Consider the following 26,806-nt stretch of genomic DNA (forward strand, 5'->3'; position numbering starts at 1 on the left):
GCCGGTGGGGTCAGGACTGTAGGGCCCGGACCATCCGGTCCGGCCCGAGCGGCATGGTGGCCTGTGAGCGGCCGGGCGGTCGGCCTCGGGTGGCCGGGGCGTCCCGTGCCTCGCTACGTGGACCAAGGGGAGGGGAGACGCGGATCGGGCAGGTAGGTGCAGTAGGTCCCCGTGCGGATCGTGCGGTCGAGGTGATCGCCGAGCGGCGGAGAGGCGTCGCGAAGGTGTCCGATGGCCTTCCGCAGAGCTTGGGTCACCGCTGACCGGGCCCGTTCGGACGCAGCGCCTGCGCGCCGGTCATGCCCGCCGAGCCCGACCGCCCGGGAGAGTTCGTCGATCAGGAAGGAGCGCTCCAGTTCGGCCTGCTCCTTCCTGGCGAAGTCGTTGTCGGCCCGGGCCTCCTCGATGTCGCCCTCGATCTCGGTGAGCCGACGGCGGTACATCTGTTTGGCACGGTCGTCCAGGAGGGGCCCGACGTCGCCGGTGTCGCGGACGAGCCTGCCCGAGGCGGCGGGGTCGTCGCTGTCGGCGGCGACGAGGTCGAGGACATGGAACTCGCGACCCGGTGCGGCGAGCAGCCGGGCGAGGTGGTGCATGCCCTTGCTGTCGCGGACGGTCAGGCGCCGACCGTCGAAGACGACCCTCCAGTAGTCGGCCTCCCGGACGAACGCGTTCGGCTCTGCCGCGCTCTGTTCCCTCGCGGTCAGCTCCGTCGTGGTGCCCTCGGGGCCCGATCGCGCCCGGTCGGCAGCCGACACGTCGGTCGCGGGTGTTCCGGCTGTCGACACCTCGGTGGTCGGGGCCCCGGCGATCCGTCCGAACGCGACACGGGCTGCCTCCCGTTCGAGCGCCTCGGCCCGAGTGTTGCCCAGGGCCCGCTGGGCGTCCGCGAGGAGTAGTCGGCATTCGGCGACCTCGTAGGGCGCGCCGATGTCGCTCCAGGCGCGGACGGCGTCGGAGAGCCGCTCCACCCCCTTTTCCCGGGGCTGGTGTGCCGTGGTTGCCAGGAAGGCGTGCGCGAGCATGGCGAGGGTAATGTGCCGATACCAGCCGACGTAGCGGCGAACTTCGTACTGGTCCAGGCCGCATTCGTTCTTCGCGGCCTGGAAACACTCCTCGATCGCCCAGCGCGTCCCGGCGATCCGCACCAACTCCTGAACGGTGGTCTCCAAGGGGGCGTAAGCGAGGTAGTAGGCGATCTCGTCGGGCTTGCGGATGCTGCGCCGGGCCAGGGCCCACCGCATCCGGTGGGGGACCTCGCCCTGGTAGTCGAACTCGGCGACGGTCGGCAGCCGCACCGCCGCCCAGTGGTGGACGCGCGCGCCCTTCGCGCCGTCACCGCACGAGATCTTCTCCCACGCTTCGTCCGGGGCCTGCGCGAACAAGCCGTCGATGCGGGTTCGCGGGGACCCGGCAGAACCTGACCGAGTCGTACACGTACGTGATGCAGCCTACGCACCCGGCGACCGGATCCACCTCTTCGGCTTCAGCGGCGGCACGTACACCGCGCGCCCTGGTCGGCCTGCTCAAGTCGGTCTGTTGCGGCCCGGGGCGGAGAACCTCGTACCGCACGCGACCCCCGACGTGGCCCGCGTCCGCCACGCCGTCTCCACCGACGAGAAGCGCCCACCGTACGAGGAGCACCTCGTCCTGCCGCCGAAGGAGCCGGGGGCGCCGGGCCCGCTCATCGAGGAGGCCTGGTTCGACGGAGGCCACTCCGACGTGGGCGGCACCTTCGACGACGACCCGAGACTTCCCACCGTCGCGCCCAAGCGGATCGTGGACGGCGTCCTCGACGCGGGCCTCCTGCTCGAGAAGAAGGCGTACGGCAGGTGATCCGGCTCGACGCGACGGGAGAACCCCGGCTCTTCAACCGTGGGCCCGCGTACCGGAGATGGCGACTCCCGGCGGGTCCGTCCGGGGATTCGGCGGACGGAGGACCCCTCGGCGGCGGCGACAACCGGCGTCCCGGTGGGCGGCTGCTTCGGTGTCGCCGGGGCTCCTCGCGTGCGTGGGGCACGTGTCCCCACCGGATCCGGTTCGGGGTTCCGATGGGCAGGCGTCCCCACCGGGATCCCGACGGGCGAGTGCTCGTACGGTCGATCCGGGGAACCACGCGGGGAGGGAAAGCGTGTACACACGTGAAACGGGGGAGACCCCCGGTACGACGTCGGGGAGGCGGGGTCGGTGGGCGGAGCGACGGTACTTGCGGAACGGATCGCCGAACGGCGGGCCGGGCTCGGCGATCCGAGGGAGCTGGTGGGGGAGCTACGGCGTGCCGTCGTCCTCGTCCCGGTGGAATCCGGCGGTCTGTGGACGGCCGAGCTCGGTGGGGTCCGGTGGATCTGCGCCTTCACCGACGAGGCGGCGCTCGCCCGGTTCGCCCGGGCTCGTTCCCTCGCCCCCGGCTCGCGGGCGGACGACGCCACCCGCACCTGGGACTATGCGGCGCTGCGCGGCGCGCGGCTGCTCGACGAGATCGTGCCCGCCCTGGGCGTCCCCGCCGGGGTGGCCGTCGACATCGCCGATCCGGAGGGGGCGATGGCCTTCCCGCCGGTTCGGGGCATCGTGCCCGACGACGTGGCGATCGACGTCCGGACCGACGGGCCGACGACCTCTCCGCCCGACGGCCCGGCCGCGGCCTCGGGGCCGACCGCCGGCGGTGACGCCCGATGAGCGGGGGCGGCCAGGAGAACCTGCGGTTCGACCAGGAGAGCGTCAAGCGGATCACCGAGGGGATCCGGGCGGCCACCGCCGAACTCCGCGACATCGGCACTGGCACCGGCTCCGTGCTTGGCAAGGGGTTCTCCGAGCTCTCGATGACCGGCATGGAGGCCGGACACCACGGCCTGTCGGCCGACTTCGAGGACTACTGCGAGCGCTGGGAATGGGGCGTGCGAGCGCAGATCCAGGACGCCAACACCCTCGCGGCGACGCTGGGGCTGGCCGCCGGAATCGTCTGGGAGGAGGACCAGTACCTCCAGGGCACCTTCAAGATCGCTGTGAACTCCGCCGTGGGCAACCCGCACGCCTCGGAGGCGGACATCGTCAAACAGGACTGGGGCGACGTGTTCACGCCCGACTACCTCAGCCCTGACTGGAGCGCCGAGTCCTTCGACCGCGCCGGCGACGACATCGCGCAGACCTGGAAGGACACCGGACGGGCCGTCCTCACGGAGGGCGAGGGCGGGAGCCGGGCGCGGATCCTCAACGAGCTCCTCGGGGTGGACCAGGGCGACTTCGACCGTGCGGTGGACGAGACGTTCGGCCCGTCCCCCGAGGAGAGGGCCCAGCAGCGGAACAGCGGGGGGAACTGAGCGGTGGGCATCGGGGACTTCATCAGCGACCTCACACCGGACGTCGTCGAGGACGCGGTCGAGGACGGGGTCGAGTGGGTCGGCAACCGGGTCGAGGACGCCGGCAACTGGACCGCGGACCGGTTGGACGACGTCGGCTGGGAGTCCGGTGCGGACTGGGTGCGCGAGCAGTCGCGCTCGGTGGCGAACCGGATGGGCGCCGAGGTCGACGAGATGGACCTCGGTCAGACCGAGGACAAGACCACGCTGATCTACGGCAGCCCGTCCAAGCTCCGCTCGACCGCCTCCCACCTGCGCGACCTGCAGGCCTCTTTCGACAAGGTGGGTCAGGGGCTCAAGGGTCTCGACGCGTCCGCCGTGAAGGGCGAGGCCGCGGACGCCTTCCGGGAGAAGGTGGCGGTCGAGCCGCCGAAGTGGTTCAAGGGCGCGGACGCCTTCGGCAAGGCCTCCGACGCCTTGGCGAGCTTCGGCCTCACCGTCGAGTGGGCCCAGGGACAGGCCCAGACGGCCATCGACAAGTGGAAGCAGGGCACCAAGGCGTCCGAAGACGCGGCGAACGCCCATCAGAAGAAGGTCGACGACTACAACAAGGCCGTCGACCGGTACAACGCCGAACCCGCCGACAAGCGGAACCCGGCCTCCCTGCCACCCAGGCCGGGCGCCTTCAGCGACCCCGGCAAGGCCCTGATGGAGGAGGCGCAGGAGATCCTCGCCGAGGCCCGGAAACAGCGCAACGCCGCCGCCGAGACCGCCCGCACGGCGATCCGGGCGGCCCGGGACGCGGCCCCTCCCAAGCCCTCGTACGCCGAGCAGGCCAAGGACGGCCTCGACGAACTACAGGTGATGCAGACGCACTTCGGCGGCGGCATCGTCAAGGGCACGGCCGGACTGCTCAGTTTCGTCCGGAGTGTCAACCCCACCGACCCGTACAACCTCACCCACCCCGCCGAGTACTTCACCCAGCTCAACAGCCTCGCCTCCGGACTCGTCCTCATGGCCAACGACCCGTGGGGCACGGGCAAGCAGATGCTCGACAACTTCATGAAGGACCCGGCGGAGGGCTTCGGCCGGCTCGTCCCCGATCTGTTGCTCACCGCCGCCACCGCCGGCGGTGGCGCGGCCGTCAAGGGCGTCCGGGTCGCGGCCGAGGGAGCAGACCTGGCGTCCGACGCCAACCGCGCCCGCCGCCTGATCGACGGGTCGCCGAACGGCACCCACAACCGCCCCGACGCCCACCGACTCGTCGACGAGACCGACCCGGTGGACCTGGCCTCGGGCCGGATGTTCCTGCCCCAGACCGACGTCTCCCTCCCCGGCACCCTCCCGCTCACCTTCACCCGACGCGTCGAGTCCGGCTACACCGCCGGACGCTTCTTCGGCCCCTCGTGGTCCTCCACCGTCGACGAGCACCTGGAGATCGACGCGCAGGGGGTCGTCCACGTCACGGACGACGGCCTCCTGCTCCCCTACCCGCACCCCGTGCCCGGTCTCCCCACGCTCCCCGAGTCCGGCACCGGCCGTCGGCCGCTCGCCCGCGACGAGCCCGGCGACTACACGCTCACCGATCCGGACACCGGTCTGACCCGGCACTTCGCCGCGCCCGCCGGCACCGAACCGGGCGGCGACGGAGAGGCATGGCTCGTACGGACGGTGGACCGCAACGGCAACGCCGTCACCGTCGACCGCACCGAGGACGGAACCCCGCTCGCCCTCGTCCACACGGCGGGCTACCACGTCGACGTCACGACCGAGAACGGCCGGGTGACACGCCTCGCCCTGCGCCTTCCCGACGGCACCGGACAGGAACTCGTCCGCTACGGCCACACCGACGGCGACCTGACCGCGGTCACCAAGCCCTCCGGCGCCACCCTCACCCTCGCCTACGACGACCGGCACCGGGTGATCACCTGGACCGACTCCAACGGCAGCCGCTACGACTACGCCTACGACGAGCACGACCGGGTCATCGGCGAGGGCGGCGAGGACGGCCACGTCCAGCTCACGCTCGCCTACGGCCACCCCGATCCGGCCACCGGCCACCGCACCACCACCCTCACCACCGCCGACGGACGGGTCACCCGCCATCTGATCGACGGTTCCTGCCACGTCCTCGCCACCGTCGACCCGCTCGGCCACACCACCCGGCTCGGCCACGACGCCCGCGGGAACCTCCTCAGCCGCACCGATGCCCTCGGCCGGACGACCGGCTTCTCGTACGACGACGAGGGCCGACTGCTCACGGTCCTCCGGGCCGACGGCAGCCGGCTCTCCACCGTCCGTGACGACCGGGGCCTGCCCGTGGAGTTCATCGACGCCGACGGCGGGCGGACCCGCCAAGAGTTCGACGACCTCGGCAACCTCACCGCCGTCACGGACCCCGCCGGCCACACCACCCGCTACGCCTACGACGACCGGGGCCACCTCGCCACCATCACCGACCCCTCCGGCGCCGTCACCACCTTCCGCTGCGACCCCGCCGGACTCCCCCTTGAGGTCGGCGATCCCCTCGGCGGCACCACACGGTGCGAGCGCGACGCCCACGGCCGGCTCGTCCGCGTCACCGACCCGCAGGGCGCCGTCACCACCCTGGAGTGGACCGAGGACGGCGAACTCGCCCGGCGCGTCCGCCCGGACGGCACCGTCGAGGCATGGGCCTACGACGGTGAGGGCAACTGCACGGCGTACACCGATCCGAACGGCCTCACGACCCGCTTCGAGTACACCCACTTCGACCTGCTCGCCGCCCGCACCGGTCCGGACGGCGCGCGCCACGCCTTCGAGCACGACGCGTCCCTCCGCCTCACCCGGGTCACCGACCCCCAGGGGTTGACCTGGGACTACACCTACGACCGGGCCGGCCGCACGGTCGCCGAGACCGACTTCGACGGGCGGACCGTCGCCTACGAACTGAATGCGGTCGGGCAGGTCACCGCCCGCGTCACCCCCACCGGCCAGACCATCCGCTACGACCGGGACGCGCTCGACCGGATCGTCCGCAAGGACGCGGCCGGAGCCGTCACCACCTACGCGTACGACGCCGCCGGCCGGATGGTCCGCTCCGAGGGCCCCGACAGCGAACTCGTCCGGCAGTACGACCGCCGCGGCGAACTCAAGGCAGAACTCGTCGACGGCCGCCCGCTCACCTACACCTACGACGACACCGGACGCCTCTCCCGCCGCATCACCCCCACCGGACACGTCACCAGCTACGCGTACGACGCCACCGGCCGGCTCGCCCAGCTCACCAGCGGCGCCCGGCGGATCTCCTTCACCCACGACACGGCGGGACGGGAACTGCGCCGTGCCTTCGGCGACGCCCTCGAGCTCACCACGTCCTGGGACGGGTCCGGGCGGCTGGCCGGCCAGCACCTGACCGCGGGCGGCCGCACCGTCAACCGCCGCGCCTACACCTATCGCGCCGACGGCCACCTCACCGCGCTCGACGACGCCCTGCGCGGCTCCTTCCGCTACGGCCTCGACATCACCGGCCGCGTCACCACGGTCACCGCCGCGGGCTGGAAGGAGTCGTACGCCTACGACGCCTCCGGCAACCAGACCTCCGCGTCCTGGCCCGGCAGCCACCCCGGCCAGGACGCCACGGGCCCTCGCAGCTACACCGGCACCACCCTCACCCGCGCCGGAGCGGTCCGGTACGAGCACGACGCCGGCGGCCGGATCACCCTGCGCCGCCGGGTCACGCTCTCCGGAAGAGCGGACACCTGGCGGTTCACCTGGGACGCCGAGAGCCGCCTCACCGCCGTCACCACGCCCGACGGGACGCGTTGGCGCTACCGGTACGACCCGCTCGGCCGCCGCACCGCGAAGCTGCGGCTCGCCGACGACGGCAAGACGGTGGTCGAGGAGACCCTGTTGACCTGGGACGGCCCGACCCTGTGCGAACAGGTCACGACCGCACCCGGGCTGCCCCGCCCCGTCGCCCTCACCTGGGACCACCGGCACGCCAAGCCGCTGGCCCAGACCGAACGCGTCCTCGGCGCCGACGCCTCCCGGGAGGCCGTCGACGAGCGCTTCTTCGCCATCGCCACCGACCTCGTCGGAACCCCCACCGAACTCGTCGACGAGACCGGCCGGGTGGCCTGGCACAGCCGCGCCACGCTCTGGGGCACCACCACATGGAACAGCGGCGCCACCGCCTACACCCCGCTCCGGTTCCCCGGTCAGTACTTCGACCCCGAGACCGGTCTCCACCACAACTACTTCCGGCAGTACGACCCGGAGACCGCCCGCTACCTCACCCCCGACCCGCTGGGGCTCCTCCCCGCCCCCAACCCGGCTTCCTACGTCCACAACCCGGTCACCTGGTCCGACCCTCTCGGCCTCTCCCCCTACCGCGGGCTCGGACTCAGCGACGAGGCGATGAACGCCATCCAGAAGCTGGAGAACATCAAGGCCGACCCGATCGGCCGCATCAACTCCGAGCCCAACCACAACCACTACTCGGCGGCGCGGCGCGAGGCGGGCGGCGAGGTGGTGGCCCGCAAGCCGGACGGCACCCCCTTCGACCACGTCCAGGACCTCACACAGGCCGCGAACGGACTGGAGAACGTCCGCAAGGCCCTGTGGAAGGAGATGGAGAAGCTACCGGACGGCATGACCGAGCGCGGGCTCGAAGTGCTCCTCAAGAAGCACGACGAGACCGTCTACCACCTGGACCGTGTGAAAGGCTTCCTGCACCAGATCAAGCAGCAGCCATGACCGATCCCAGAAACGGAACAGTGCGCCCATGACCGACGAGAACAGCCACGCCACCGAGGTACGCGAGCGGTGGGCCCGCCCGGAGAACGCCCCCGCCCTCGAGGGCATCCGCGCCGCCCTCGCCGGCGGTGGCGACTGGCGCGCGCTCGTGCGCGAGTGGACCCTGCCCTGGGGCACCGAGAACGATCTGGCCGGCATTCCGCTCGCCGGCGCGGGCCTCGGCGGCGTGGACCTGAAGGACGTCATTCTCAGCTACGCCGACCTGCGTGGCTGCGACCTGAGCGGCTGCGACCTCACCGACGCGTTCCTGACGGGCACCGACCTGCGCGAGGCCACGCTGGTGAACGCGACCCTCACCCGCGTGAACGCCGGGCTCTGCGACCTCAGCGGGGCCGACCTCAGCGGCGCGAACGCGGACGACGCCGTGTTCTCCCGCGCCCGCCTCGTCGGCACCCGGCTGTCCGGCGCCTCCCTGCGCCGGGTGAAGTTCGTCGCGGCCGAACTCGGCGACGCGGACTTCTCCGACGCGGACCTGTCGGACGCCGTGATGGTCGCGGCCAGGACGGCGGGCACGATCTTGGACGGCGCACGCCTGGAGGGGACCCGCCACGGCTCACTGAGGCCGTAGACCCTCAGCTGTCGACGGACCACGAAGGTCCCCTCACCGATCACGAGGGCTGCCGCGAAGGCGGCGGCCCCACCGATCAGCCGTCACCCCGCGCGCCACGGGTGCCGCAGTCGCTTGGGGCCGTGAGGCCGACCGCCGATCGCACCCCCCTCCGCGACCGGTGTCCGAGGCCCGCCGTACTCTTCCCCGGGTTCGACCGCCCCGGGAGATCCGCTTGCCCGTTCACGCTCGGCTCCGTGCCACCGTCCTCGCTCTCATGCCCTCGTCGCAGGCCGGTCCGCCGGAGATCGCGGGGCTGCCCGGGCGCAGGCTGCTCGTCCAGCGGAGCGACGACGAGATCGTGGCCCGGCCCCTGGACGACGCCTTCGTCGCACGCGCAGGGGCGAGTGTTCGCTTCCCCGCGCCCTGGCCCCGGACTCGCGGAACGCGGGAAGTGGCGCCGGACGCGAGTCTGGCCGTCTTCGCCGGGGTCCATGCCGTGCGCGCGGTGGATCCGTCGGGAGCGACGCGTTGGGAGGTCCGCCATGGGTGCTGGTACGGCGCGTGCCGCGAGATGCACGAGGCGTACGACGAGTACGCGGCTCGGCAGGACCATCGGTACCCCGAGAGCGGCTCGGTCGGTTTCTCGGCGGACGGCAGGCTCGTCTGGGCGCACGTACGCGGCCCGTCGTCCGAGGGCGAGCCGAACCCCGACACGGCCGACCAGTGGCTGGTCGTCGACGCCGAGAACGGTCGCGTGCTCGCGCGGGCCGACGCCGAAGCGGCAGCGACCGGTTCATGACCGTCTCCCACGACCAGGACTCCCTTTCCGTACGAGACTCTCGCGGCGCCGTCAAGGCGCTGGACTGGAACGCCGAAGCAGCGATTCCCCGCCACCCGGACGCTCCCACCGCCATCGCCACGGACGGTGACGCCGCCGAGGACGAGGACGAACTGGACGTCTGCTGGGATTGGGCCGGCGGTTTCCTCGACGAGACGACCCTTGCCGCCTCGACTGTCGAGTGCGACGAGGAGTGGGGGCGGGGCCGGCACTGGCTGGTGGACACGACGGGCAGGAACGGTTTCGTGCGGATCGACTGCCCCTCGCCAGTACCCTCCGAGCCGACCGCGCTGGGGGGCGGTGTCCGGTCGACGCTGTCCGGGACTCGTGACGGCCGCGGGTCCACGATGCTGTACGCCATCTCAGCCCACGGCGGCAGGTCGAGGGGTCCTGACGTCGTGGGGACCGGGGCGAATCCGTCGCCCCTGTCCGAAGGAACAAGGCAGCCGGAACACATCCGGACACTCCCTCCGGATCTCGCGCGGAGCCCCGACCGCGGTCGGCTTGCGGGGCGGCGGTGACGGTCGCATAGTCCGAGGTATGGACGCGCGTGAGGCGGCGCTCCGACAGGCTTACGACCATGCTGTCCGATGGCTGGCGAGCCTGCCCGACCGTCGGATTCCCGCCCGCGCCTCGGTCGACGAGATCGTGAGTGCGCTCGGTGCCGAGCTGCCTGCCGGCCCCGGCACGCCCGCCGACGTCGTCGACCTGCTGGCCACGGCCTGCGAGCCGGGGCTCACCGCGTTCCCCAGCGGCCGCTTCTACGGGTTCGTGGTGGGCGGCACCGAACCGGCCGCGCTGGCTGCCGACTGGCTGGTCAGCGCCTGGGACCAGAATTGTGTGATGCGCACCGTCTCGCCCGCGTACGCGGCGGCAGAGGAAGTCGCCGGCGCCTGGTTGCTCGATCTGCTCGGCCTGCCGAGGAACAGCTCCGTGGGCTTCACCACGGGTGCGACGATGGCGAACTTCACCTGCCTCGCCGCCGGGCGGGACACGGTGCTGCGGCGCACCGGCTGGAACGTCGCCCGCCACGGCCTCACGGGTGGCCCGCCCGTGCGTGTCGTCGCCGGCAAGTCCCGGCACATGGCCATCGACCTGGCGTTGCGCTACCTCGGACTCGGCCGGCCCGACCTGGTCGCGGCGGACGATCACGGACGCATCGAACCCGAGGCCCTGCGGAAGGTGCTGACGGCCGGCGGACAGAGCCCCACGATCGTGATCCTCCAGGCCGGCGACATCCATTCCGGCGCCTTCGACCCCTTCGCCGCGAGCATCCGCGCGGCGCGCGAGGCAGACGCCTGGGTCCATGTCGACGGCGCGTTCGGACTGTGGGCAGCCGCCGCGCCGCGCCGCGCCCACCTGACGGCGGGCTGCGCGGACGCGGACTCCTGGGCGACGGACGCCCACAAGACGTTGAACGTCCCCTACGACTGCGGACTCGCCATCGTGCGCGACGCGTCCGCGCTCCGGGCGGCGATGGGCCAGCGTGGCGACTACCTCATCCAGCACGAACACGGTGACCCCATCGACAAGGTGCCCGAACTCTCACGGCGCGGCAGAGCGTTCACCGTGTGGGCCGCCCTCAGGTCCCTCGGCCGATCAGGCGTCTCCGACCTCGTCGAACGGCTGTGCCGCCACGCCTCGGCGTTCGCCGCCGGCATCGCCGGGATCGAAGGCGCGACCGTCCTCAACGAGGTCGTGTTCACCCAGGTCTGCGCCGAGTTCGGCAGTGACGAACGCACCGACCGGGTACTCGCCCGGCTGCTCGACGACGGCACGGCGTGGATCAGCGGCTCCACCTGGCACGGCAGACGCGTCATGAGGATCTCGGTGAGCAACTGGTCGACCACCGACGAGGACGTGGCGCGCACGCTCGACGCGATCCGTCGCGCGGCCGCCGGGGCCTGACGACCGTCGCACCGCCCGTCGCGGGCCTCCGCACCCCACAGTGCTACGAGCTCCCGTTCCCTGACGGGGCGTTCTGGGGGGCGCCTGCGTGTGATGGGCCGTATGTCCGTCACCTGGACGGATTCACGTCGTGGCTTCCTCCTCAGCGGCACGGGGTTGCGCGACCCGGATTCGGGCGGGGTGCGCCTTTCGCGTGCGCCTGTACTGTGCGGCGCCACCGCAGGTGCAGCATGTCGAAGGAAATGGCCGATGACGCGTCGCCCCAACATTCTGCTGATCGTCACCGACGAGGAGCGGGCGGCGATCCCCCGCCCCGATCGAACGCCACCTCGGCCAGGTCGTGGAGCGACACCCTGAGCACGCCCTCTCCTGCGTTCACATGTCCGCTGGTCGCCCCTGCCTCGCGCTCGCCGGGCCGCGCGGTGCAGGGCCGGATCCAAGCACCACATCCGCTGGGCCTATACCACCCGGATCGCAGCCCTTCCCACCGACGAGTTTCGACGGCCACGCGGTGCTTGTCCTTGACCACACCCCCATGGCTGCCCGAACCCCTCGCCCGTCTCCTGGCCGGTCTCGCCGATCAGGGACCGACCTCCGGGAGGCCGCGAACTCACCCCGCCGATGGCTCTTCCCGGGCATCCGGCCCAGCCCGCACCACCGCGCTGATCCGACTCGCTGAGGACCTGCCGCCGGCCGTCCTCGCACCGATGCTCGGCCTCCATGTCATCACCGCCCGGCAGTGGCGCCGCGGCGCGTCCGCCGACTGGACCGCCTACCAGAAAGCCCGCCGGTCCAGCAGCCGGACGACCTGAGCCCTCCGTCGTTCCTCGGGTAGTGCCGGTGGGGTCGGGACTGCGGGCACGCGTGCGCGGAGGTGGCGGACGCCGGTTCGGGGGCACTCGGCGCGCCCCGGCCATCCGCTCACCGGTCCCATGACGGGCAGGAGTCCGAGGAGGAGAAGCCGACCGCTGCGTGCTCGGTGGACCGGGGCACCGGTGCCCGGATCGAGGCGGTCGGGCTGTGGTGCCGGGTGCCGGGGCGAGCGTACGGTTGAGGAATGGTCGAGGCCCGTTCAAGGCTGCCCGGCGGAGCCGGGGCGGAACGGGACCGCGAGGGTGAACCGCGTGGCTGCGGACGATGTGCGAAGCCGCCGTGGTGGACCGGCAGAGGAGAGAACATGGTTGCCGCGAAGTCTCCACGGCCGAGGACGTGGAAGCACAGGGCCGCGCTTCCGGTCGCCACCCTCTTCGCCGCGTCGCTGGCCATGACGGCCTGTTCCTCCTCCGCCCCGACGCCGACCGCGTCGACCCCGTCGGCTCCGCCCGCGCCGTCCGGTGGTGCGAGTTCCCCGTCGGCTCCGCCCGCGCCGTCCAGCGGTGCCGGCTCCCCGTCGGCCCCGCCCCCGTCGTCCAGTCGTACGAGCTCTCCGTCGGCACCGTCGTCGCCGGGCGCGAGCACGCGGTCGTCCAGCCCGAGCGGCTCGTCCAGGGAGTGCACGACCGGCCAGCTCTCGGCCGCCCTGACGAGTCCCGAACCCGCCGCGGGCTCGATCTACGCGACCCTGGTCTTCACCAACCGCTCCACCGTCACGTGCACGATGACCGGCTACCCGGGCGTGTCCTACGTGGCGAAGAACGGTGTGCAGTCCGGCAACGCCGCCGTACGCGAGCCTGGCACGAAGACCTCCGTCACCCTCCCGCCCGGCGGACGGGCGAACGCCTCACTGCGCGACGCGAACGGCATCAGCGGCTACGACCCGGCGCAGTGCATGCTCTCTCCCGCCGAGGGCCTGCGGATCTACCCGCCGGATCAGACGGCCGCGCTCTTCGTCCCGTGGAAGACGGAGCACTGCGCGGGCCCGACCGTGCACGCGCTGACCGTCGGACCGGTCCAACCGGGCTGACCCGGCCAGAGGCCCGGCCGCCACGTCCGGCTGTCGTTCCTGGGGTGACGCCGGTGGGAAGCGCGCGCCACGACGTCGGGAGCGGTCTCGGCGGGGGGTTCCCAACACCACGGTAATCATGATGAGTTGAGGGAAGAATCGGATGACGGGGGAGGCGTCTGATCACATGCGCGGATACGAGTGCCAGGGCCGGGACGGCGACGTGCGTCGCCATGACAGCGGGACGGCGACCCGGCTCGCACGTCGTGCCGTGGAGGTGGCGGCGCCGCACGAGCTGCCCCAGTTCCCGATGACGGCCGAGGCCTTCCACCAGTCGTCCGCGAAGCACCGGCTGTGGCCGGTCCACCGTGACGAGCCGTTGGCGATCGGCCTCGACGTGGTCGCCGCGCTCATCAGCACCGCGGCGCTCTCCGCGGCGGTCCAGGTCCTCGACCACCTCGCCCAGCGGTCCACCGAGCAGGCCGTGGACACCACCCGGAACCGATTACTGCCCCGGTGGTTGCGCCGCCCCGGCCGACCGGCCCCCGAGCCGGCCGCCGTGCCCGTGGAGGCGGAGCGGCTGACCGCCGAGCAGCTGACCCGGCTGCGCGAGGTGGCCAGGCAGGCGGCGCTCCGGTGGCGGGTGCCCGAGCAGCAGGCGCAGGCGATCGCCGACGGCATCGTCGCCGAGCTCGCCACGCTGCCCCCGGAGCGGCAGGACGCCGGCGAGCCGGGCGGGGAGGGGCCGGCCGAGGCCGCCCGGTGAGGCGGCGTACGCCGGGACCGGGGGCGCGCGGCCGCCCGGGCCCGTTCACGCTTCCCTCCGGCACGTCCGTGCGCTTCGCGCTGCTGATCGCCGCGATGGCCACCGTGTCGGCCCTCCTGGTGAACGGCACCTCGTCGGTCCTGCTGTCCTCGGTGCGGTGGGAGGAGCTGCAGGAGTACCACGACTGCTACGCCCGGGCGACGGAGGCGGCGGCCCGTGAACGCGACTCCGCCACGGACATCCGCGTCCCCACCGAGCTCGACATGGGCGACTGCGAGGACCCGCGCGCCGGGTCGAGCCGACTGGTCACCGCCGGAGTCTCGGCCGGCCTGCTCCTCGCCCTCCTCGCCGCCTATGCCGGACTGCCCCGGTACCGGATCCGGCGGCGCGGCTACCGGCCGCTCAGCGGGATGCCCGAGCTGTCCGCGTATCTGGCGGGTCTGCTCCGCGAGTCGGGCGTCCGCGCGCGGGTCGGCTTCCTCGCGGAACCACTGAATCCGGCGGTCCACGCCCTCGCCTTCGGGCGTCTCGGACGGCGCCGGGTGGCGCTGAGCGGCGGGCTGCTCACCCTGTACTCCCTCGACCGGGGGGCGTTCCGGAGCATCGTCCTCCATGAACTGGCGCACATCCGCAACCGGGACCTGGACATCGCCTTCCTGACGCTGATCCTGTGGCGGGCGAGCATGCCCACGCTGGGGGCGCTGACCGTCGTGGCGGCCCCGGCGTCCCTGCTTTTCGGTGCCGCGCTCGCGGGCTCCGTCCTGGCGTTCGCGGCCCAGCTGCCGTTGCTCGCGGCGCTGGTGGTCCTGCTCAAGAACGCGGTGCTGCGGAGCCGGGAGCTGTACGCCGACGCGCGGGTGACGGAATGGGAGGGCTCGGCCGACGGTCTGCGCAGACTGTTCGGCGCCGCTCCTGCCGGGGAGGGCGGGAAGACCGGCCGTGGTCTGCTGAGCGTCCACCCGCCGCTCGCGCGGAGGGCGCGGGCGCTGGCCGACCGCGGGGTCCTGTACGAGGTCGGCTTCTGGGACATGAGCGCGGTCGGGGCGGCGGGCGCCTTCGTCTACGACATGGTGAGACTGGGGCCGATCGGCGGCGGCAGCCAGGCCGGACCGGTCGCCGAGCTCGCCGCGACGGTCCTGTCCGGGGTCCTGGTGGTGGGCGCGGCGGGGACGGTGCTGTGGCAGGCGGCGGCGCACGCCCCGGGCTCCCTCACCCCGGCGCGGGTCCGGCGGGCCGGCCTCGGCCTGGGCCTCGGCCTGGGCGTGTTCCGGCTGCTGTCCCCTTCGATGGCCTTCAGTGCGGTGAGCGTGGGCGGGAGAGGGATGTCGCTGGCCGTCCCGTACCTCGCCCTGACGAGTCTGTGCGGCTGGGCTCTCGTACGGTGGCTGGTGCTGGTCGCGCGGGCCTGGGGCCCGGTCCTGGCCCGCGGCCGCCGGCCACGACGGGTGCTCTGGACGGTTCTCGCGGTGAGCGCGGCCGGTGTGCTGCCGATGGTCGGCTTCCTCCTGACGCTTCCGCTGATGACGCTGTACGCGGCGGCGTTCATCGCGCCGTCGCTGCCGGGCGCGCTGGTCTTCCTCGGAGGCACCGGGGTTCTGGCGTTCACCCGCATCACGTCGCTGGTGGTGCCGGTGATGCTCACGGCCGTGGTGGTGCCGCTGGTGGGGCAGTACGTGTCCTGGCGTCCCGGTGCCCGGCACACCTTCACCGGGTTCGGCCCGCCGGGGCCACCGCCTGGGGTCCTCGTCCGCTTCGGCGTCCCGGTGGCACCGGCGGCCGCGGTGTCGGCGCTGCTGGTGGCGGCGACCGGCCTCCCCGCCGCCGAGCTGATGGTGGTGGGCGTGCTGATCGCCGGCCAGGTGGCGGCGGCCTTCTGGGCGGGCCGGGGCCACGCGCCGATCCCGCTAGCCCGGGGCGCCCTGGCCGCGTTCGGGGCGGGCCTGCTCGGCATGGAGGCCTTCGGGGTGCTGATCAGGCTCATGGGCTGCCTCTCCCCGGGCCCCGACGCCTGCGTCCCGCTCCCCGGCGCGGCCCCCTTCCGTCTGGCCCTCACGACGGCCGCCGTCGGCACCCTGCCCGCCTGGGTCGTCCACGCGCTCGCCGTCCGGGCCCGCCGGGCCCGGACGTGGATCCGGCAGTAGGGCGCCGGATCAGGCCCGGCGTCCGGTCGCCGCCAGGGCGTCCTTGACCTCCCGCGCCACACGGGCCGCGTCCTCGGGGTTGTTCACCACGTCCGTGTGGTTCATGTCGACGACGAGGACCTCGCTGGCCGAGTAGTGCTTGTGGACCCAGTCGTCGTAGCCGGACCACAGGGTCCGGTAGTACTCGACGAGGCTCTCGTCCTGCTCGAAGTCGCGTCCCCGCAGCCCGATGCGGTGCAGCACCGTCTCGAAGTCCGCCTTGAGGTAGACCATGAGGTCGGGGGCCTTGCGGTACGGCAGGCCGTCGATCTCGCGCATCATCTCGTCGAGCAGGCCCTCGTACACCTGCATCTCCAGGGAGCTGATCCGGCCCAGGTCGTGATTGACCTTGGCGAAGTACCAGTCCTCGTAGATGGAGCGGTCGAGCACGTTGTCGCCCTGCTTGTACGCCTCCTTGATCGCGGCGAACCGCGTCTGCAGGAAGTAGAGCTGGAGCAGGAAGGGGTAGCGCTTCGCCTCGATCTCCTCGGGGCTCGCCGAGTAGAAGAGCGGAAGGATCGGGTTGTCGTCGACGCTCTCGTAGAAGACGTCGCTGCCGAGCTCCTTGGCGAGGATTTCGGCCACGCTCGTCTTGCCGATCCCGATCATGCCTCCGACGCAGATCACCGGCATACCTCACTTCTCCCTGGGGGTCTTCTGTTCGTGCCGTGGACGGGGTGAGCCGGGCTTCCCGCACCACTGAGACGCACGCCGGTGGTCACACGATTCCCGCGATGCTCGTGATCAACGTCATGAAGACCGTCAGGCCCGAGCCCCCCCCCGCGACGGGCCGCAGCCCCGTGGCCGCCCTGCATCTTAGATGACGATTTCGCCCTACCGTGGCGGTCGGTGCACCGGGCGGGCGTCCGACCGCCGTACCGGGCCGATGCCTCCGGGGCCGTACCGGGCCGGGAAGGACCGCGCGCCCAGCATCGCCACCGAACCGGCCCTGGAGGATCCGCGCATGACCCGCACCACGCCCCCGCGCCCCGTCGACATCGAAGCGGCGTTCCCCGCCCTCGCCCGGCACCGGCGCACGACGACGCGGCTGCACCCCCGGCGGGGCAAGGCGAAGCCGGAGGAGAGCTCGGTGGCGGGGCCCCTGCTGTGGCCCGCGGACGAGCCGTGGCCGGTGTGCACCGCCGTGCACCCGAAGGGCACGGGGCACCTCCTCTCCGACGTACGGCTCCGCCGGCGGGTCCAGGACGAGGCCCGGGGACGGGACTTCACCGTCGAGGAGCGGCGGCTCCTCGACGGGCTGACGCGGGGGAGGCACGTCCCGGCGCTCCGCGACGAGGACCCGCTGCCGATGCTGGCCGTCGCCCAGCTCCACACCCGGGACGTGCCGGACCTCGTCGGCCCCGGAGGACACGACCTGCTCCAGGTGTTCTGGTGCCCCTTCGAGGTCCACGGCCCGGAGCGGACCGTCGACGTCCGGCTGCGGTGGCGCCGCGCGGCCGACGTCGGCACCGTCCTCGCCCCGCAGCCCGAACCGCCGGTCGCGGGGCGCGAGGAGTGCGTCCCGACGTCCTGCGTCCTCCACCCGGAGCAGGTCGTCGAGCACCAGTACCTCGGGCTGCTCGCGGAGGGGCTCCAGGAGGAGATCGCCGAGTGGGAGGAGGGCCTGCTGGACGAGCTGGACGAGCTGGACGAGCTGGACGAGCTGGACGAGCTGGACGATCAGGACGAGCAGGACGAGGACGCGTGCGACCCCTCCGTGTCCGTGACCTACGCGACGTACGAGGAGTACGAGGCGGCCATGGCCGCCGCACGCGCGCGGGAGCCCGAAGAGTTCGACTACATGAGCGACCTCTCGATCGCCCCGGGCTGGAAGGTCGGCGGCTTCGCCTCCTGGCACCTGACCGACCCCCGGCCGGTGGACTGCCCCACCTGCGGGACGCCGATGCCGCCGCTGCTCACCGTCGCCGCGGTGGAGTGCGACGGCGCCTCACGGAGCTGGCTTCCGGTCGAGGACCGCGACGCCGCGGGCGACCCGCGGGTGATCGACCCGGTCGGCGTGTACCTCGGGCGCGGCCTCATGCGCGTCCACACCTGCCCCGCCGACCCGACCCACCCGCACCGGCTCAGCTTCCAGTGACCCGACGGAGAACCCGCCCCGCGGCTCCTAGGCTGGGCAGGTGACTTCGGACAACAGGCCCCTGGCCGTCTTCGACCTCGACAACACCCTGGCCGCGACCGCGCACCGCCAGCACTTCCTGGAGCGCAAGCCCAAGGACTGGGACGCGTTCTTCGCGGCGGCGCCGGACGATCCGCCGCTGGACGAGGGCGTCGCGCTGTGCCTGGAGGCGGCCGAGGAGTGCGAGGTGGTCTACCTCACCGGGCGGCCGGAGCGGTGCCGCCGGGCGACCCGGGAGTGGCTGGCCGGGCAGGGTCTCCCGGAAGGGCCCGTCCACATGCGGCGCAACCGCGACTTCCGGCCCGCCCGGGTGACCAAGGTGGAGATCCTGCGCCGCCTCGCCGTCGACCGCACGGTCAGGATGCTGGTCGACGACGATCTGGCGGTGTGCGACGCGGCGGAGGCGGCGGGCTTCCGTGTCGTACGGGCCCGCTGGGCCGAGCCCTCCGAGGTGCTGAGGGAGGCTCAGGAGAAGGAGGGTCGCACCTGACGGTGCCCGGACCCGGTCAGTCTTCGTCCTCCAGGCGGAAGCCGACCTTCAGGCCGACCTGGTAGTGCTCGATCGCGCCGTCGACGAGGTGGCCGCGTACCTGCGTCACCTCGAACCAGTCGAGTCCCCGCAGGGTCTGGGAGGCGCGCTGGATGCCGTTGCGGATGGCCTGGTCGATGCCCTCGGTGGAGGTGCCGACGATCTCGGTGACGCGGTAGGTGTGATTCGACATGGGGGCCGAACTCCTCTCGGTGCGGTCCCTCCACGGTGCCCCAGGGCGCGTCGGCGCGCGACACGACGGGGGCCGGGCGATCCACGAGTAACTACCGACGGTAAGCGAGCAGGCCGTCCGTCCGGATGCCGAACGGGATCGTCAAGGACTTGACCATCCCGTTGGTCCAGACCAGAATCCAGTGCCACATACCCGCGCGAACACCCCGTTCGGTCCCCCCATGCCGGGTCAGCCCCCCATGCGCACGACCCTGTGCTGAACCTGAGCAGAAGGTGACCTACGTGAAGAATCGCCATCTCGCCTGCCCCCTGGCCGCCGCCACCGCGCTCGCCCTCGCCGGCTGCGGCATGCTGCCGGGCGGCGACGGCGGGACGAAGACCGTGAACATCTGGCTCATGCGGGACAGCGTCAGCGAGGACTTCCTCTCGCGCTTCACCGAGGCGTACGAGAAGGAGCACACCGGGGTCGAGCTCGAGTTCACCATCCAGGAGTGGACCGGCATCGGCAAGAAGGTCACCGAGGCGATCCAGGGCTCCGGCGGCCCCGACATCATCGAGGTCGGCAACACCCAGGTCGCCCAGTACGCCGACACCGACAAGCTGTTCGACCTCACCCTGGAGTCGGTCCGCGACCTCGGCAGCGAGGACTGGCTGCCCGGTCTCGCCGAGCCCGGCAGCATCGGCGGAGCCCAGTACGGCATCCCCTGGTACGCGGCCAACCGCATCGTCATCTACAACAAGGAGCTGTTCGAGGACGCCGGCCTCGACAAGCCGCCGGCCACCCGCGCCGAGTGGCTCGACGACACCGAGAAGCTCAACAAGAACGGCTCCCAGGGCATCTACCTCGCCGGACAGGACTGGTACACCCTCGCCGGCTTCATCTGGGACGAGGGCGGCGAACTCGCCGACGACAGGGGCGGCCAGTGGGCCGGCGCGCTCGACAGCCCGGCCGCCCAGCGCGGCATGGCCTTCTACAAGGAGCTCCAGTCCCTCGGCTCCGGCCCGAAGAACGCCGACGAACAGACCCCGCCGCAGGCCGAGGTCTTCGCCAAGGGCGATGTCGCCCAGCTCATCGCCACGCCCAGCGCCGTCGCCGCCATCCTCAAGGCCAACCCGGACCTCGAGGACAAGCTCGGCTACTTCCCGATACCCGGCAAGCAGGCCGGCCGTCCCTGCGCCGTCTTCACCGGCGGCTCCGACCTCATCATCCCGGAGAACGCGCCCCGGCGCGGCGCGGCCCTCGACGTCGTCAAGGCGCTCGCCGGCGAGAAGTGGCAGACCGAACTCGCCCGCGCCATGGGCTACGTGCCCAACAAGAAGAGCCTCGCCTCCGTCGTCGCCGGCCAGGAGGCCACCGCCGTCATGGCGAAGGGCGCCGCGCGCGGCCGGGCCACGCCCAACTCCCCGCAGTGGGCCGACGTCGAGGCCGACAACCCCATCAAGCCGTACATGACGGCCGTCCTCCAGGGCGAGGACCCCCTGAAGGCGGCGAAGAAGGCCTCGACCGCGATCACGGACACCCTCGCCGAATAGCATTCAGCGTTCGCACACCCGCGAGCCCCCGGACGGTCATGTCGAATCCAGCCGGCGACGGAAGAAGTAAGGGGCCGGGCCACCGCTCACGCGGCCCGGCCCCGCCCCTTCCCCTTCCGTCCGCCGGAGGAGCCCGCCATGTCCGCACCGACGCACACGCTCGCCGTCCCCGCACAGCCCCTGGCCGTCCCCGCGCAGCCCCAGGCCCGCGACCTCACGGCGCAGGACGCGACCCCCGCCGAGCAGCCCACGCCCCGGTACCTCGTCGGTCTCGCCCGGGACCGGGAGGACGTACGGGCCGCCCAGCGGCTGCGCCACCAGGTGTTCGCCGGTGAGATGGGCGCCCTGCTGGACGGCCCCGAGCCCGGCCTCGACGGCGACGCCTTCGACGCGTACTGCGACCACCTCCTGGTACGGGAGGAGAGCACCGGCGAGATCGTCGGCACCTACCGGATCCTGCCGCCCGACCGGGCCGCCGCCGCCGGGCGCCTCTACTCCGAGAGCGAGTTCGACCTCACCCGGCTCGCGCCCGTCCGCCACGACCTGGTGGAGGTCGGCCGCTCCTGTGTGCACCCCGCGCACCGCAACGGCGCCGTGATCGCCCTCATCTGGGCCGGCCTCGCCCGCTACATGACCCACACCGGCCACAACTGGCTCGCCGGCTGCTGCTCGATCCCGCTCGCCGACGGCGGCACCCTCGCCGCCACCACCTGGGACACCGTCAAGGCCAAGCACCTCGCCCCCGAGGAGTACTGGGTCACCCCGCACAAGCTGTGGAGCCCCGACGGCGTCACCCGCCCCGAGGGCCGCGCCGAGCTCCCGCCGCTGCTCCGCGGCTACCTGCGGCTCGGCGCCTGGGTCTGCGGCGCCCCCGCGCACGACCCCGACTTCGGCACCGCCGACCTCTACGTCCTGCTCTCGCTGCGCCGGACCAACCCGCGCTACCTCAACCACTTCCTCTCGCTCGCCCCGGCGCGGTGAACGGGTCCACGGCTCCCTCGCCGTGGCTCCCCACGGCGCCCTGCACCCCGGGGCACTGCGCCGCCCACCCGCCCGGCGGCCGTGACCACGGGTGGGAACGGGCCGGTGCGGTCCTCGCCGCGGCCCGGCTGACCGCCGGGATCGGCACCGTCCTCGTCGGCATCCTGCTCGCCCCGGCCGCCGGGCTGCTCCCGGCGGCCGTCCGGCTCGCCCTCGTCCGCGGCTGGCTGCGGGCGGTGGTCCGCGCCTTCGGCGTGCGCGTGCGGTACGAGGGGACGGCCGCCGCCGTCGACGGCCCGCTGCTCGTCGTCGCCAACCACGTCTCCTGGCTGGACATCCCCCTCGTCGCCGCCGTGCTGCCCGGCCGGATGGTGGCCAAGGCGGAGGTCCGCCGCTGGCCCCTCCTCGGCACGCTCGCCGCCCTCGGCGGCACCCTCTTCATCGACCGCGACCGGCTCAGGGCCCTGCCCGGCACCGTGCGGGCGATGTCCGGAGTGCTCGGCGGCGGGGGCCGGGTGGTCGTCTTCCCCGAGGGGTCGACCTGGTGCGGGCGGGCGCGGGGGCGCTTCCGCGCGGCCGCCTTCCAGGCCGCCCTGGACAGTGGATGCGCCGTGCTGCCGGTACGGATCGACTACCGGCCCACCGGAGCCGCGGCGTACGTCGCGGACGATCCGCTGGGCGCGTCCTTGTGGCGGGTCGTCAGCGCACGGCGGATGGTCGCCAATATTCGAATACTGGATCCGATATCCAGTATTCGGTATCCGGACCGGCGTTCCCTGGCCGCCGCCGCTCAGCGAGCCGTCGCCAGGGACAGCGCGAACCTGCCCTCGTCGTCCGTCCACCAGCGGGCCAGCTCCAGGTCCGCGGCCGCCAGCTCCTTCCGTACACCGGCCTGACGGAACTTCGCCGACACCTCGGTCCGCATCTCCTCGCCCGCCGCGAACGGCACCACGAGATCCAGCTCGGGGATCTTCACGGTCAGCGCGCGGCGGGCGCGCAGCCGCATCTCGATCCACTCCTGCTCGTCGTCCCAGACCGCCACGTGGTCGAAGGCGGCCGGATCGGCGTCCGCGCCCAGCTCACGGTCGATCACGGACAGCACGTTCTTGTTGAACTCGGCCGTCACCCCGGCCGCGTCGTCGTAGGCCGCCACGAGCGTGGCCTCGTCCTTCACGAGGTCCGTGCCGAGCAGCAGCGCGTCGCCCGGCGCGAGCATGGCGCGGACCGAGCGCAGGAAGGTGTGTCGCTCGGCGGGGAGCAGATTGCCGATCGTGCCCCCGAGGAAGGCCACCAGACGCGGGCCCGGCGTCCCCGGCAGCGCGAGGCCCCGGGTGAAGTCGGCGACGAGCGCGTGCACCCACAGGTCCGGCCGGTCCGCGAGCAGCGACTCGGCCGCACCGACGAGTGCGGACTCGCTCACGTCCACCGGCACGTACGCGTCCAGACCCGGAAGGAGCGCGTCGATCAGGAACCGCGTCTTCTCCGAGGAGCCGGAACCCAGCTCCACCAGCGTCCGGGCGCCGGTCGCGGCGGCGATCTCCGGTGCCCGGGCTACCAGGATCTCCCGCTCCGCGCGCGTGGGGTAGTACTCGGGCAGCCGGGTGATCTCCTCGAAGAGCTCGCTGCCCCGGGCGTCGTAGAACCACTTGGGCGGCAGCTCCTTGGGGGAGCGGGTCAGACCGTGGAGGACGTCGGCGCGGAGATCGGCGCCGGCGGCGTCCGCGGCAAGGGTGCGGGTCAGCTGGAACGGGCTCACGCGGACGGCTCCTTGAGCGGGGTGAGGGTGACATCGGCGCGGTCGGCGGTGACGAGCGTGTACTCGGGCACCTCCCGCCAGCGCGGATCGTCGTCGTACGGTTCGGAGGCCACGGCCACCCGGCCGGGGCCCGACAGGTACCAGAGGCTGTTCCGCCAGGCGGTCGCGGCGATCCGCTCCCCGTCGGTGAGCAGCAGGTTCAGCCGGGAACCGGGGGCCGCGGCCGCGACCTCCCGCACGGTGTCGGCGAGGGCGGCCCCCGGCTCGTCCCCGGCCCGCAGCCGGTGCAGCACGAGCGCCCACAGCAGCGCCGAGTCGGTGCGCGCCTCCAGGCGCAGCAGTTCCCCGGCCGGCAGCCCCCCGGCGAGCGCCGCGAGGGAGTCCGGCCAGCCCCCGACCGCGCCGTTGTGACTGAACAACCAGGGCTCGGCGCTGAAGGGCGCCGCCGCGGCCTCCCCGTCGGCGCCCGGGAGCGTGGCCCCCCGGACCGCCCCGAGGAACGCCCCGGAGCGCACGACCCGGGCGAGGTCCGCGAAGGACAGGTCGCCCCAGATCGGGCCGGCCCGCCGGTACCGCGCCGGCACGGGATCCCCCTCGGCGTACCAGCCGACGCCGAAGCCGTCCGCGTTCACCACGCCGCTGTCCTGGGTACGGGGCTCCCAGGACTGGCGCAGCAGGGCGTGCGGCGGCCGGACGAGCAGCTCTCCCAGCGCCACCGGCCCGCCCACGTACGCGAGATGACGGCACATCAGTCCAGCTCCGCGGACCGCGCCGTACGGAAGCCGGAGAAGATCTGGCGCCGCACCGGCAGGTCCCAGTTGCGGAAGGTGCCCCGGCAGGCGACCGGGTCCACCGCGAACGAACCGCCCCGCAGCACCTTGTACTCCGGACCGAAGAACACCTCCGAGTACTCCTTGTACGGAAAGGCCGTGAACCCCGGGTACGGCACGAAGTCGCTCGCCGTCCACTCCCACACGTCACCGATCAGCTGCCGTACGCCGAGGGGCGAGGCGCCCGCCGGGTAGCTGCCCGCCGCCGCGGGCCGCAGGTGCCGCTGCCCGAGGTTCGCGTGCTCCGGACCCGGATCGGCGTCGCCCCACGGGTAGCGGCGGGAGCGCCCGGAGACCGGGTCGTGCCGGGCCGCCTTCTCCCACTCCGCCTCGGTCGGGAGCCGGCGCCCGGCCCAGCGGGCGTAGGCGTCCGCCTCGTACCAGCTGACGTGCAGGACCGGCTCCTCCTCGGGGACCGGCTCCGTCACCCCGAACCGGCGGCGCAGCCACTGTCCGCCGTCCTTGCGCCAGAACAGCGGGGCCCCGATGTCGTGCTCCCGGATCTGCGCCCAGCCCTCCGGCCGCCACCAGCGCCGGTCCGTGTAGCCGCCGTCGGCGACGAAGGCGAGATAGGCGCCGTTCGTGACGGGTGTCGTGTCGATGTGGAAGGCGGGGACGACGCGGGCATGCGCGGGGCGCTCGTTGTCCAGGGCCCACGGCTCCTCCGAGGTCCCCATGGTGAACGGACCGCCGGGGACGAGGACCTCGGGAGGAAGCGGACCGGACCGCAGCAGCGGAGGCGGGGGAGCGGTCAGCGCCGCCGGTCCCTTCCGCAGCTGATGGGTGATCAGCATCGTCTCGTCGTGTTGCTGTTCGTGCTGGGCGATCATGCCGAACGCGAAGCCCGCGTCGACCAGTGGTCGCCCCTCCAGCGGGGTGCTCTCCAGGACGTCGAGCACCCGTGTCCGTACGTCGCCGGCATAGGCCCGGGCCTCGCCGGGCGAGAGCAGCGGCAGCGACGGGCGGGAGGCGCGCGGGTGCTGGAACGCGTCGTACAGCGAGTCGATCTCGGGCCGCAGCGCCTCGCGCCCCGCGACGGCCCGCCACAGCCACTGCTCCTCCTGGTTGCCGATGTGCGCCAGGTCCCAGACCAGCGGGGACATCAACGGCGAGTGCTGCGCGGTGAGTTCGGCGTCCTCCACGCAGGAGGTGAGGAGCGCGGTGCGGTCCCGCGCGACGGTGAGGGCGTCGAGGGCCCGCCGCCGCAAGGCCTCGGGGTCTGCCCCGGTCTCGGTCGCGGTCATGACGCCACCACCTGGAGGTTGTCGGCCGGGCAGCTCCCGGGAATCACGTACCGCTCGTGGAAGGCGGCGACCGCCCGCCGCACCTCCTCGCTCGCCCCGATCCGGGGCAGTGCGTCGAGCGCGGCGGAGAACACCGCACGAGCGGCGGCGTGCAGCTCGGGATCGGTGAGACCGTCACGGGCCGCCGCCAGCCAGAGCGGATTGCGCGGGGCGGGAGCGGAACCCGCCTGCTCCGCGAGGGGCTTCACCGCCCGGTACACGGTCTCCGCCGCCTCCGGATCGTCGAACACCGCCGTCGTCACCGCAACCGGCACCATCCAGCCGTCCGGCCCCGGCTGCGCGTCCACCATCCGCAGCTCCAGATGACCCCGCGGCCGCACCGGCGGGAACAGGGTCGTCATGTGATAGCGCAGATCGTCGGCGTGGGCCGGACGGGGGAGACCCGTCCGCAGCCACTCCCGGAACGTCAGCCCCTCCGGCACCGCCCACGGGCCCTCCTCGGCCCGTACGCACATCACCGGAGTGTCCAGGACGTGCGCCGCCCACTCCGCGCGCGGCTCCCCGTCCGGCGGCGGGGCGAGCGCCCGCCGCGGGTCGAGGTCCGTCCACAGCGCCTGCCGCGTCGAGCGCCAGCCGGTGCGGCGCCCACCGTGCACCGGGGAGTTCGCGAAGGCGGCCACGAGCACCGCGCCCAGGAGGTGGGCGAGCTGCCAGCGCCGGTGGTAGCCGAGCGGACCCGGCTCCTCCAGGCCCGCGTCGAGGCAGATCTGCACCGAGGCCGAGTCGCACATCATCGCCCGCCCGGACGGTCCGGTCCGGTCGAGCGCGGTCTCCATCGCGTCGTACCGCGGCTCGTGGAGCACCCGGCCGCGCGGGGCGTGCCAGGGATCCACCCCGTATCCGCTGAGGGTCAGGCCGAGCGGCCCGAGCGCCGCCCGCACCGCGCCCAGGTCGGCGGCGAGCGAGTCGAGGCACTCCATGAGCGAGCCGGCCGGGCGCGAGCTGAGCTCCAGCTGCCCGCCGGGTTCGAACGTGAGGGCCGACACCAGCGGCAGGGCCCGTACGGTGTCCAGCGCGGCCGCCAGCCTCGGCGGCCGTACGGGAAGACGGGGGTCGCGCAGCTCGTGCACGAGCCACTCCAGCTCCACCCCCACCGTGCGGGGCGGACCGGTCTTGAAGCAGATACATCGCAGCAGGTCCTCCGCCTCCGCCTCCGTGAGAGGGGGGCCGCCACGCGGTATGCCGCTCGGCGACATCCGTGCACCTCCTGGTCCTCGGGGTCGAGCTGCTGCTTCCACCTAAAGCCACCACGGGGCGGCGTGCAAGAGCGCCCCGGAGGCGCCGCATGCGCCCCCTGCGCCCCTGCTCGTCCGAATTTCCCCGCAGC

General features: G+C 73.0%; 24 protein-coding genes. 16 read left to right on the top strand and 8 right to left on the bottom strand.

Annotation, left to right across the window (positions count from 1 at the left end; all coding sequences use genetic code 11):
* Nucleotides 1-113: 113 nt before the first annotated feature.
* Nucleotides 114-1,385, bottom strand: a complete 1,272-nt coding sequence (locus ACF07V_RS31165; RefSeq protein WP_392159033.1) for a hypothetical protein — start codon at nucleotides 1,383-1,385, stop codon at nucleotides 114-116.
* A gap of 154 nt (nucleotides 1,386-1,539) precedes the next feature.
* On the opposite strand from ACF07V_RS31165, the gene ACF07V_RS31170 reads away from it, so the two are divergent.
* From ACF07V_RS31170 to ACF07V_RS31205, 8 genes are all read left to right on the top strand, one after another.
* A complete protein-coding gene (locus ACF07V_RS31170) occupies nucleotides 1,540-1,836 on the top strand; it encodes a phospholipase effector Tle1 domain-containing protein (protein ID WP_392159034.1) in 297 nt (98 codons plus the stop codon).
* A 351-nt stretch (nucleotides 1,837-2,187) separates the two neighbouring features.
* Entirely contained in the window at nucleotides 2,188-2,676 is a 489-nt protein-coding gene (locus ACF07V_RS31175; protein ID WP_392159035.1) for a hypothetical protein, read from the top strand.
* Nucleotides 2,673-3,317 carry a hypothetical protein gene (locus ACF07V_RS31180; protein WP_392159036.1) on the top strand — a complete coding sequence of 215 codons (645 nt, stop codon included), beginning with the start codon at nucleotides 2,673-2,675 and terminating at the stop codon, nucleotides 3,315-3,317. Before ACF07V_RS31175 ends, ACF07V_RS31180 begins: the two co-directional genes overlap by 4 nt.
* 3 nt (nucleotides 3,318-3,320) lie before the next feature.
* The gene (locus ACF07V_RS31185) at nucleotides 3,321-8,033 is read left to right on the top strand and encodes a putative T7SS-secreted protein (protein WP_392159037.1); all 4,713 of its coding nucleotides are present in this window, start codon (nucleotides 3,321-3,323) and stop codon (nucleotides 8,031-8,033) included.
* Nucleotides 8,034-8,061: 28 nt separating this feature from the next.
* Nucleotides 8,062-8,661, top strand: a complete 600-nt coding sequence (locus ACF07V_RS31190) for a pentapeptide repeat-containing protein (protein ID WP_225804783.1) — start codon at nucleotides 8,062-8,064, stop codon at nucleotides 8,659-8,661.
* Nucleotides 8,662-8,875: 214 nt separating this feature from the next.
* Nucleotides 8,876-9,442: a hypothetical protein gene (locus ACF07V_RS31195; protein WP_392159038.1), complete on the top strand. Its 567-nt coding sequence runs from the start codon at nucleotides 8,876-8,878 to the stop codon at nucleotides 9,440-9,442.
* The gene (locus ACF07V_RS31200; RefSeq protein WP_392159039.1) at nucleotides 9,439-10,002 is read left to right on the top strand and encodes a hypothetical protein; all 564 of its coding nucleotides are present in this window, start codon (nucleotides 9,439-9,441) and stop codon (nucleotides 10,000-10,002) included. The genes ACF07V_RS31195 and ACF07V_RS31200 overlap by 4 nt, the downstream gene beginning before the upstream one ends.
* 19 nt (nucleotides 10,003-10,021) lie before the next feature.
* The gene (locus ACF07V_RS31205; RefSeq protein WP_392159040.1) at nucleotides 10,022-11,389 is read left to right on the top strand and encodes a pyridoxal phosphate-dependent decarboxylase family protein; all 1,368 of its coding nucleotides are present in this window, start codon (nucleotides 10,022-10,024) and stop codon (nucleotides 11,387-11,389) included.
* A 921-nt stretch (nucleotides 11,390-12,310) separates the two neighbouring features.
* Here ACF07V_RS31205 and ACF07V_RS31210 read toward each other — a convergent pair.
* Nucleotides 12,311-12,886 (bottom strand): hypothetical protein, encoded by a 576-nt coding sequence (locus ACF07V_RS31210; protein WP_392159130.1) that lies wholly within the window; start codon nucleotides 12,884-12,886, stop codon nucleotides 12,311-12,313.
* A 52-nt stretch (nucleotides 12,887-12,938) separates the two neighbouring features.
* Between ACF07V_RS31210 and ACF07V_RS31215 the strand changes: the two genes are divergently transcribed.
* From ACF07V_RS31215 to ACF07V_RS31225, 3 genes are all read left to right on the top strand, one after another.
* A complete protein-coding gene (locus ACF07V_RS31215; protein WP_392159127.1) occupies nucleotides 12,939-13,292 on the top strand; it encodes a DUF4232 domain-containing protein in 354 nt (117 codons plus the stop codon).
* A gap of 166 nt (nucleotides 13,293-13,458) precedes the next feature.
* Complete coding sequence (locus ACF07V_RS31220; RefSeq protein ID WP_392159041.1) at nucleotides 13,459-14,037, top strand: hypothetical protein; 579 nt, start codon at nucleotides 13,459-13,461, stop codon at nucleotides 14,035-14,037.
* A 68-nt stretch (nucleotides 14,038-14,105) separates the two neighbouring features.
* The gene (locus tag ACF07V_RS31225) at nucleotides 14,106-16,178 is read left to right on the top strand and encodes a M48 family metalloprotease (RefSeq protein ID WP_392159042.1); all 2,073 of its coding nucleotides are present in this window, start codon (nucleotides 14,106-14,108) and stop codon (nucleotides 16,176-16,178) included.
* A 9-nt stretch (nucleotides 16,179-16,187) separates the two neighbouring features.
* Here the strand turns inward: ACF07V_RS31225 and ACF07V_RS31230 are convergent, their stop codons facing one another.
* Nucleotides 16,188-16,850 carry a deoxynucleoside kinase gene (locus tag ACF07V_RS31230; protein WP_392159043.1) on the bottom strand — a complete coding sequence of 221 codons (663 nt, stop codon included), beginning with the start codon at nucleotides 16,848-16,850 and terminating at the stop codon, nucleotides 16,188-16,190.
* Between the two features lie 331 nt (nucleotides 16,851-17,181).
* Between ACF07V_RS31230 and ACF07V_RS31235 the strand changes: the two genes are divergently transcribed.
* A complete protein-coding gene (locus tag ACF07V_RS31235) occupies nucleotides 17,182-18,315 on the top strand; it encodes a hypothetical protein (protein WP_392159044.1) in 1,134 nt (377 codons plus the stop codon).
* A gap of 40 nt (nucleotides 18,316-18,355) precedes the next feature.
* On the top strand, nucleotides 18,356-18,844 hold the full coding sequence (locus ACF07V_RS31240; protein WP_392159045.1) for a hypothetical protein: 489 nt from the start codon (nucleotides 18,356-18,358) through the stop codon (nucleotides 18,842-18,844).
* Nucleotides 18,845-18,860: 16 nt separating this feature from the next.
* On the opposite strand, the gene ACF07V_RS31245 is transcribed toward ACF07V_RS31240, so the two are convergent.
* Complete coding sequence (locus ACF07V_RS31245) at nucleotides 18,861-19,076, bottom strand: dodecin (RefSeq protein ID WP_392159046.1); 216 nt, start codon at nucleotides 19,074-19,076, stop codon at nucleotides 18,861-18,863.
* A 281-nt stretch (nucleotides 19,077-19,357) separates the two neighbouring features.
* Here ACF07V_RS31245 and ACF07V_RS31250 point away from each other — a divergent pair, with 281 nt between their 5' ends.
* From ACF07V_RS31250 to ACF07V_RS31260, 3 genes are all read left to right on the top strand, one after another.
* Entirely contained in the window at nucleotides 19,358-20,608 is a 1,251-nt protein-coding gene (locus ACF07V_RS31250) for an extracellular solute-binding protein (protein ID WP_392159047.1), read from the top strand.
* 138 nt (nucleotides 20,609-20,746) lie between these two features.
* On the top strand, nucleotides 20,747-21,589 hold the full coding sequence (locus tag ACF07V_RS31255) for a GNAT family N-acetyltransferase (protein WP_392159048.1): 843 nt from the start codon (nucleotides 20,747-20,749) through the stop codon (nucleotides 21,587-21,589).
* Nucleotides 21,586-22,485, top strand: a complete 900-nt coding sequence (locus ACF07V_RS31260; RefSeq protein ID WP_392159049.1) for a lysophospholipid acyltransferase family protein — start codon at nucleotides 21,586-21,588, stop codon at nucleotides 22,483-22,485. Before ACF07V_RS31255 ends, ACF07V_RS31260 begins: the two co-directional genes overlap by 4 nt.
* Here the strand turns inward: ACF07V_RS31260 and egtD are convergent.
* Genes egtD through egtA form a run of 4 tightly spaced genes read right to left on the bottom strand, consistent with a single transcriptional unit; the run spans nucleotide 22,380 to nucleotide 26,675 of the window.
* A complete protein-coding gene (egtD, locus tag ACF07V_RS31265; protein ID WP_392159050.1) occupies nucleotides 22,380-23,345 on the bottom strand; it encodes an L-histidine N(alpha)-methyltransferase in 966 nt (321 codons plus the stop codon). The two genes, ACF07V_RS31260 and egtD, sit on opposite strands and share 106 nt — an antisense overlap.
* Nucleotides 23,342-24,094 (bottom strand): ergothioneine biosynthesis protein EgtC, encoded by a 753-nt coding sequence (gene egtC, locus ACF07V_RS31270; protein ID WP_392159051.1) that lies wholly within the window; start codon nucleotides 24,092-24,094, stop codon nucleotides 23,342-23,344. Before egtC ends, egtD begins: the two co-directional genes overlap by 4 nt.
* A complete protein-coding gene (gene egtB / locus ACF07V_RS31275; RefSeq protein WP_392159052.1) occupies nucleotides 24,094-25,419 on the bottom strand; it encodes an ergothioneine biosynthesis protein EgtB in 1,326 nt (441 codons plus the stop codon). Before egtB ends, egtC begins: the two co-directional genes overlap by 1 nt.
* Nucleotides 25,416-26,675 carry an ergothioneine biosynthesis glutamate--cysteine ligase EgtA gene (egtA, locus tag ACF07V_RS31280; protein ID WP_392159053.1) on the bottom strand — a complete coding sequence of 420 codons (1,260 nt, stop codon included), beginning with the start codon at nucleotides 26,673-26,675 and terminating at the stop codon, nucleotides 25,416-25,418. The genes egtB and egtA overlap by 4 nt, the downstream gene beginning before the upstream one ends.
* Between the last annotated feature and the right edge of the window lie 131 nt (nucleotides 26,676-26,806).

The organism is Streptomyces sp. NPDC015661 (assembly GCF_043077765.1).
Lineage (GTDB): Bacteria > Actinomycetota > Actinomycetes > Streptomycetales > Streptomycetaceae > Streptomyces.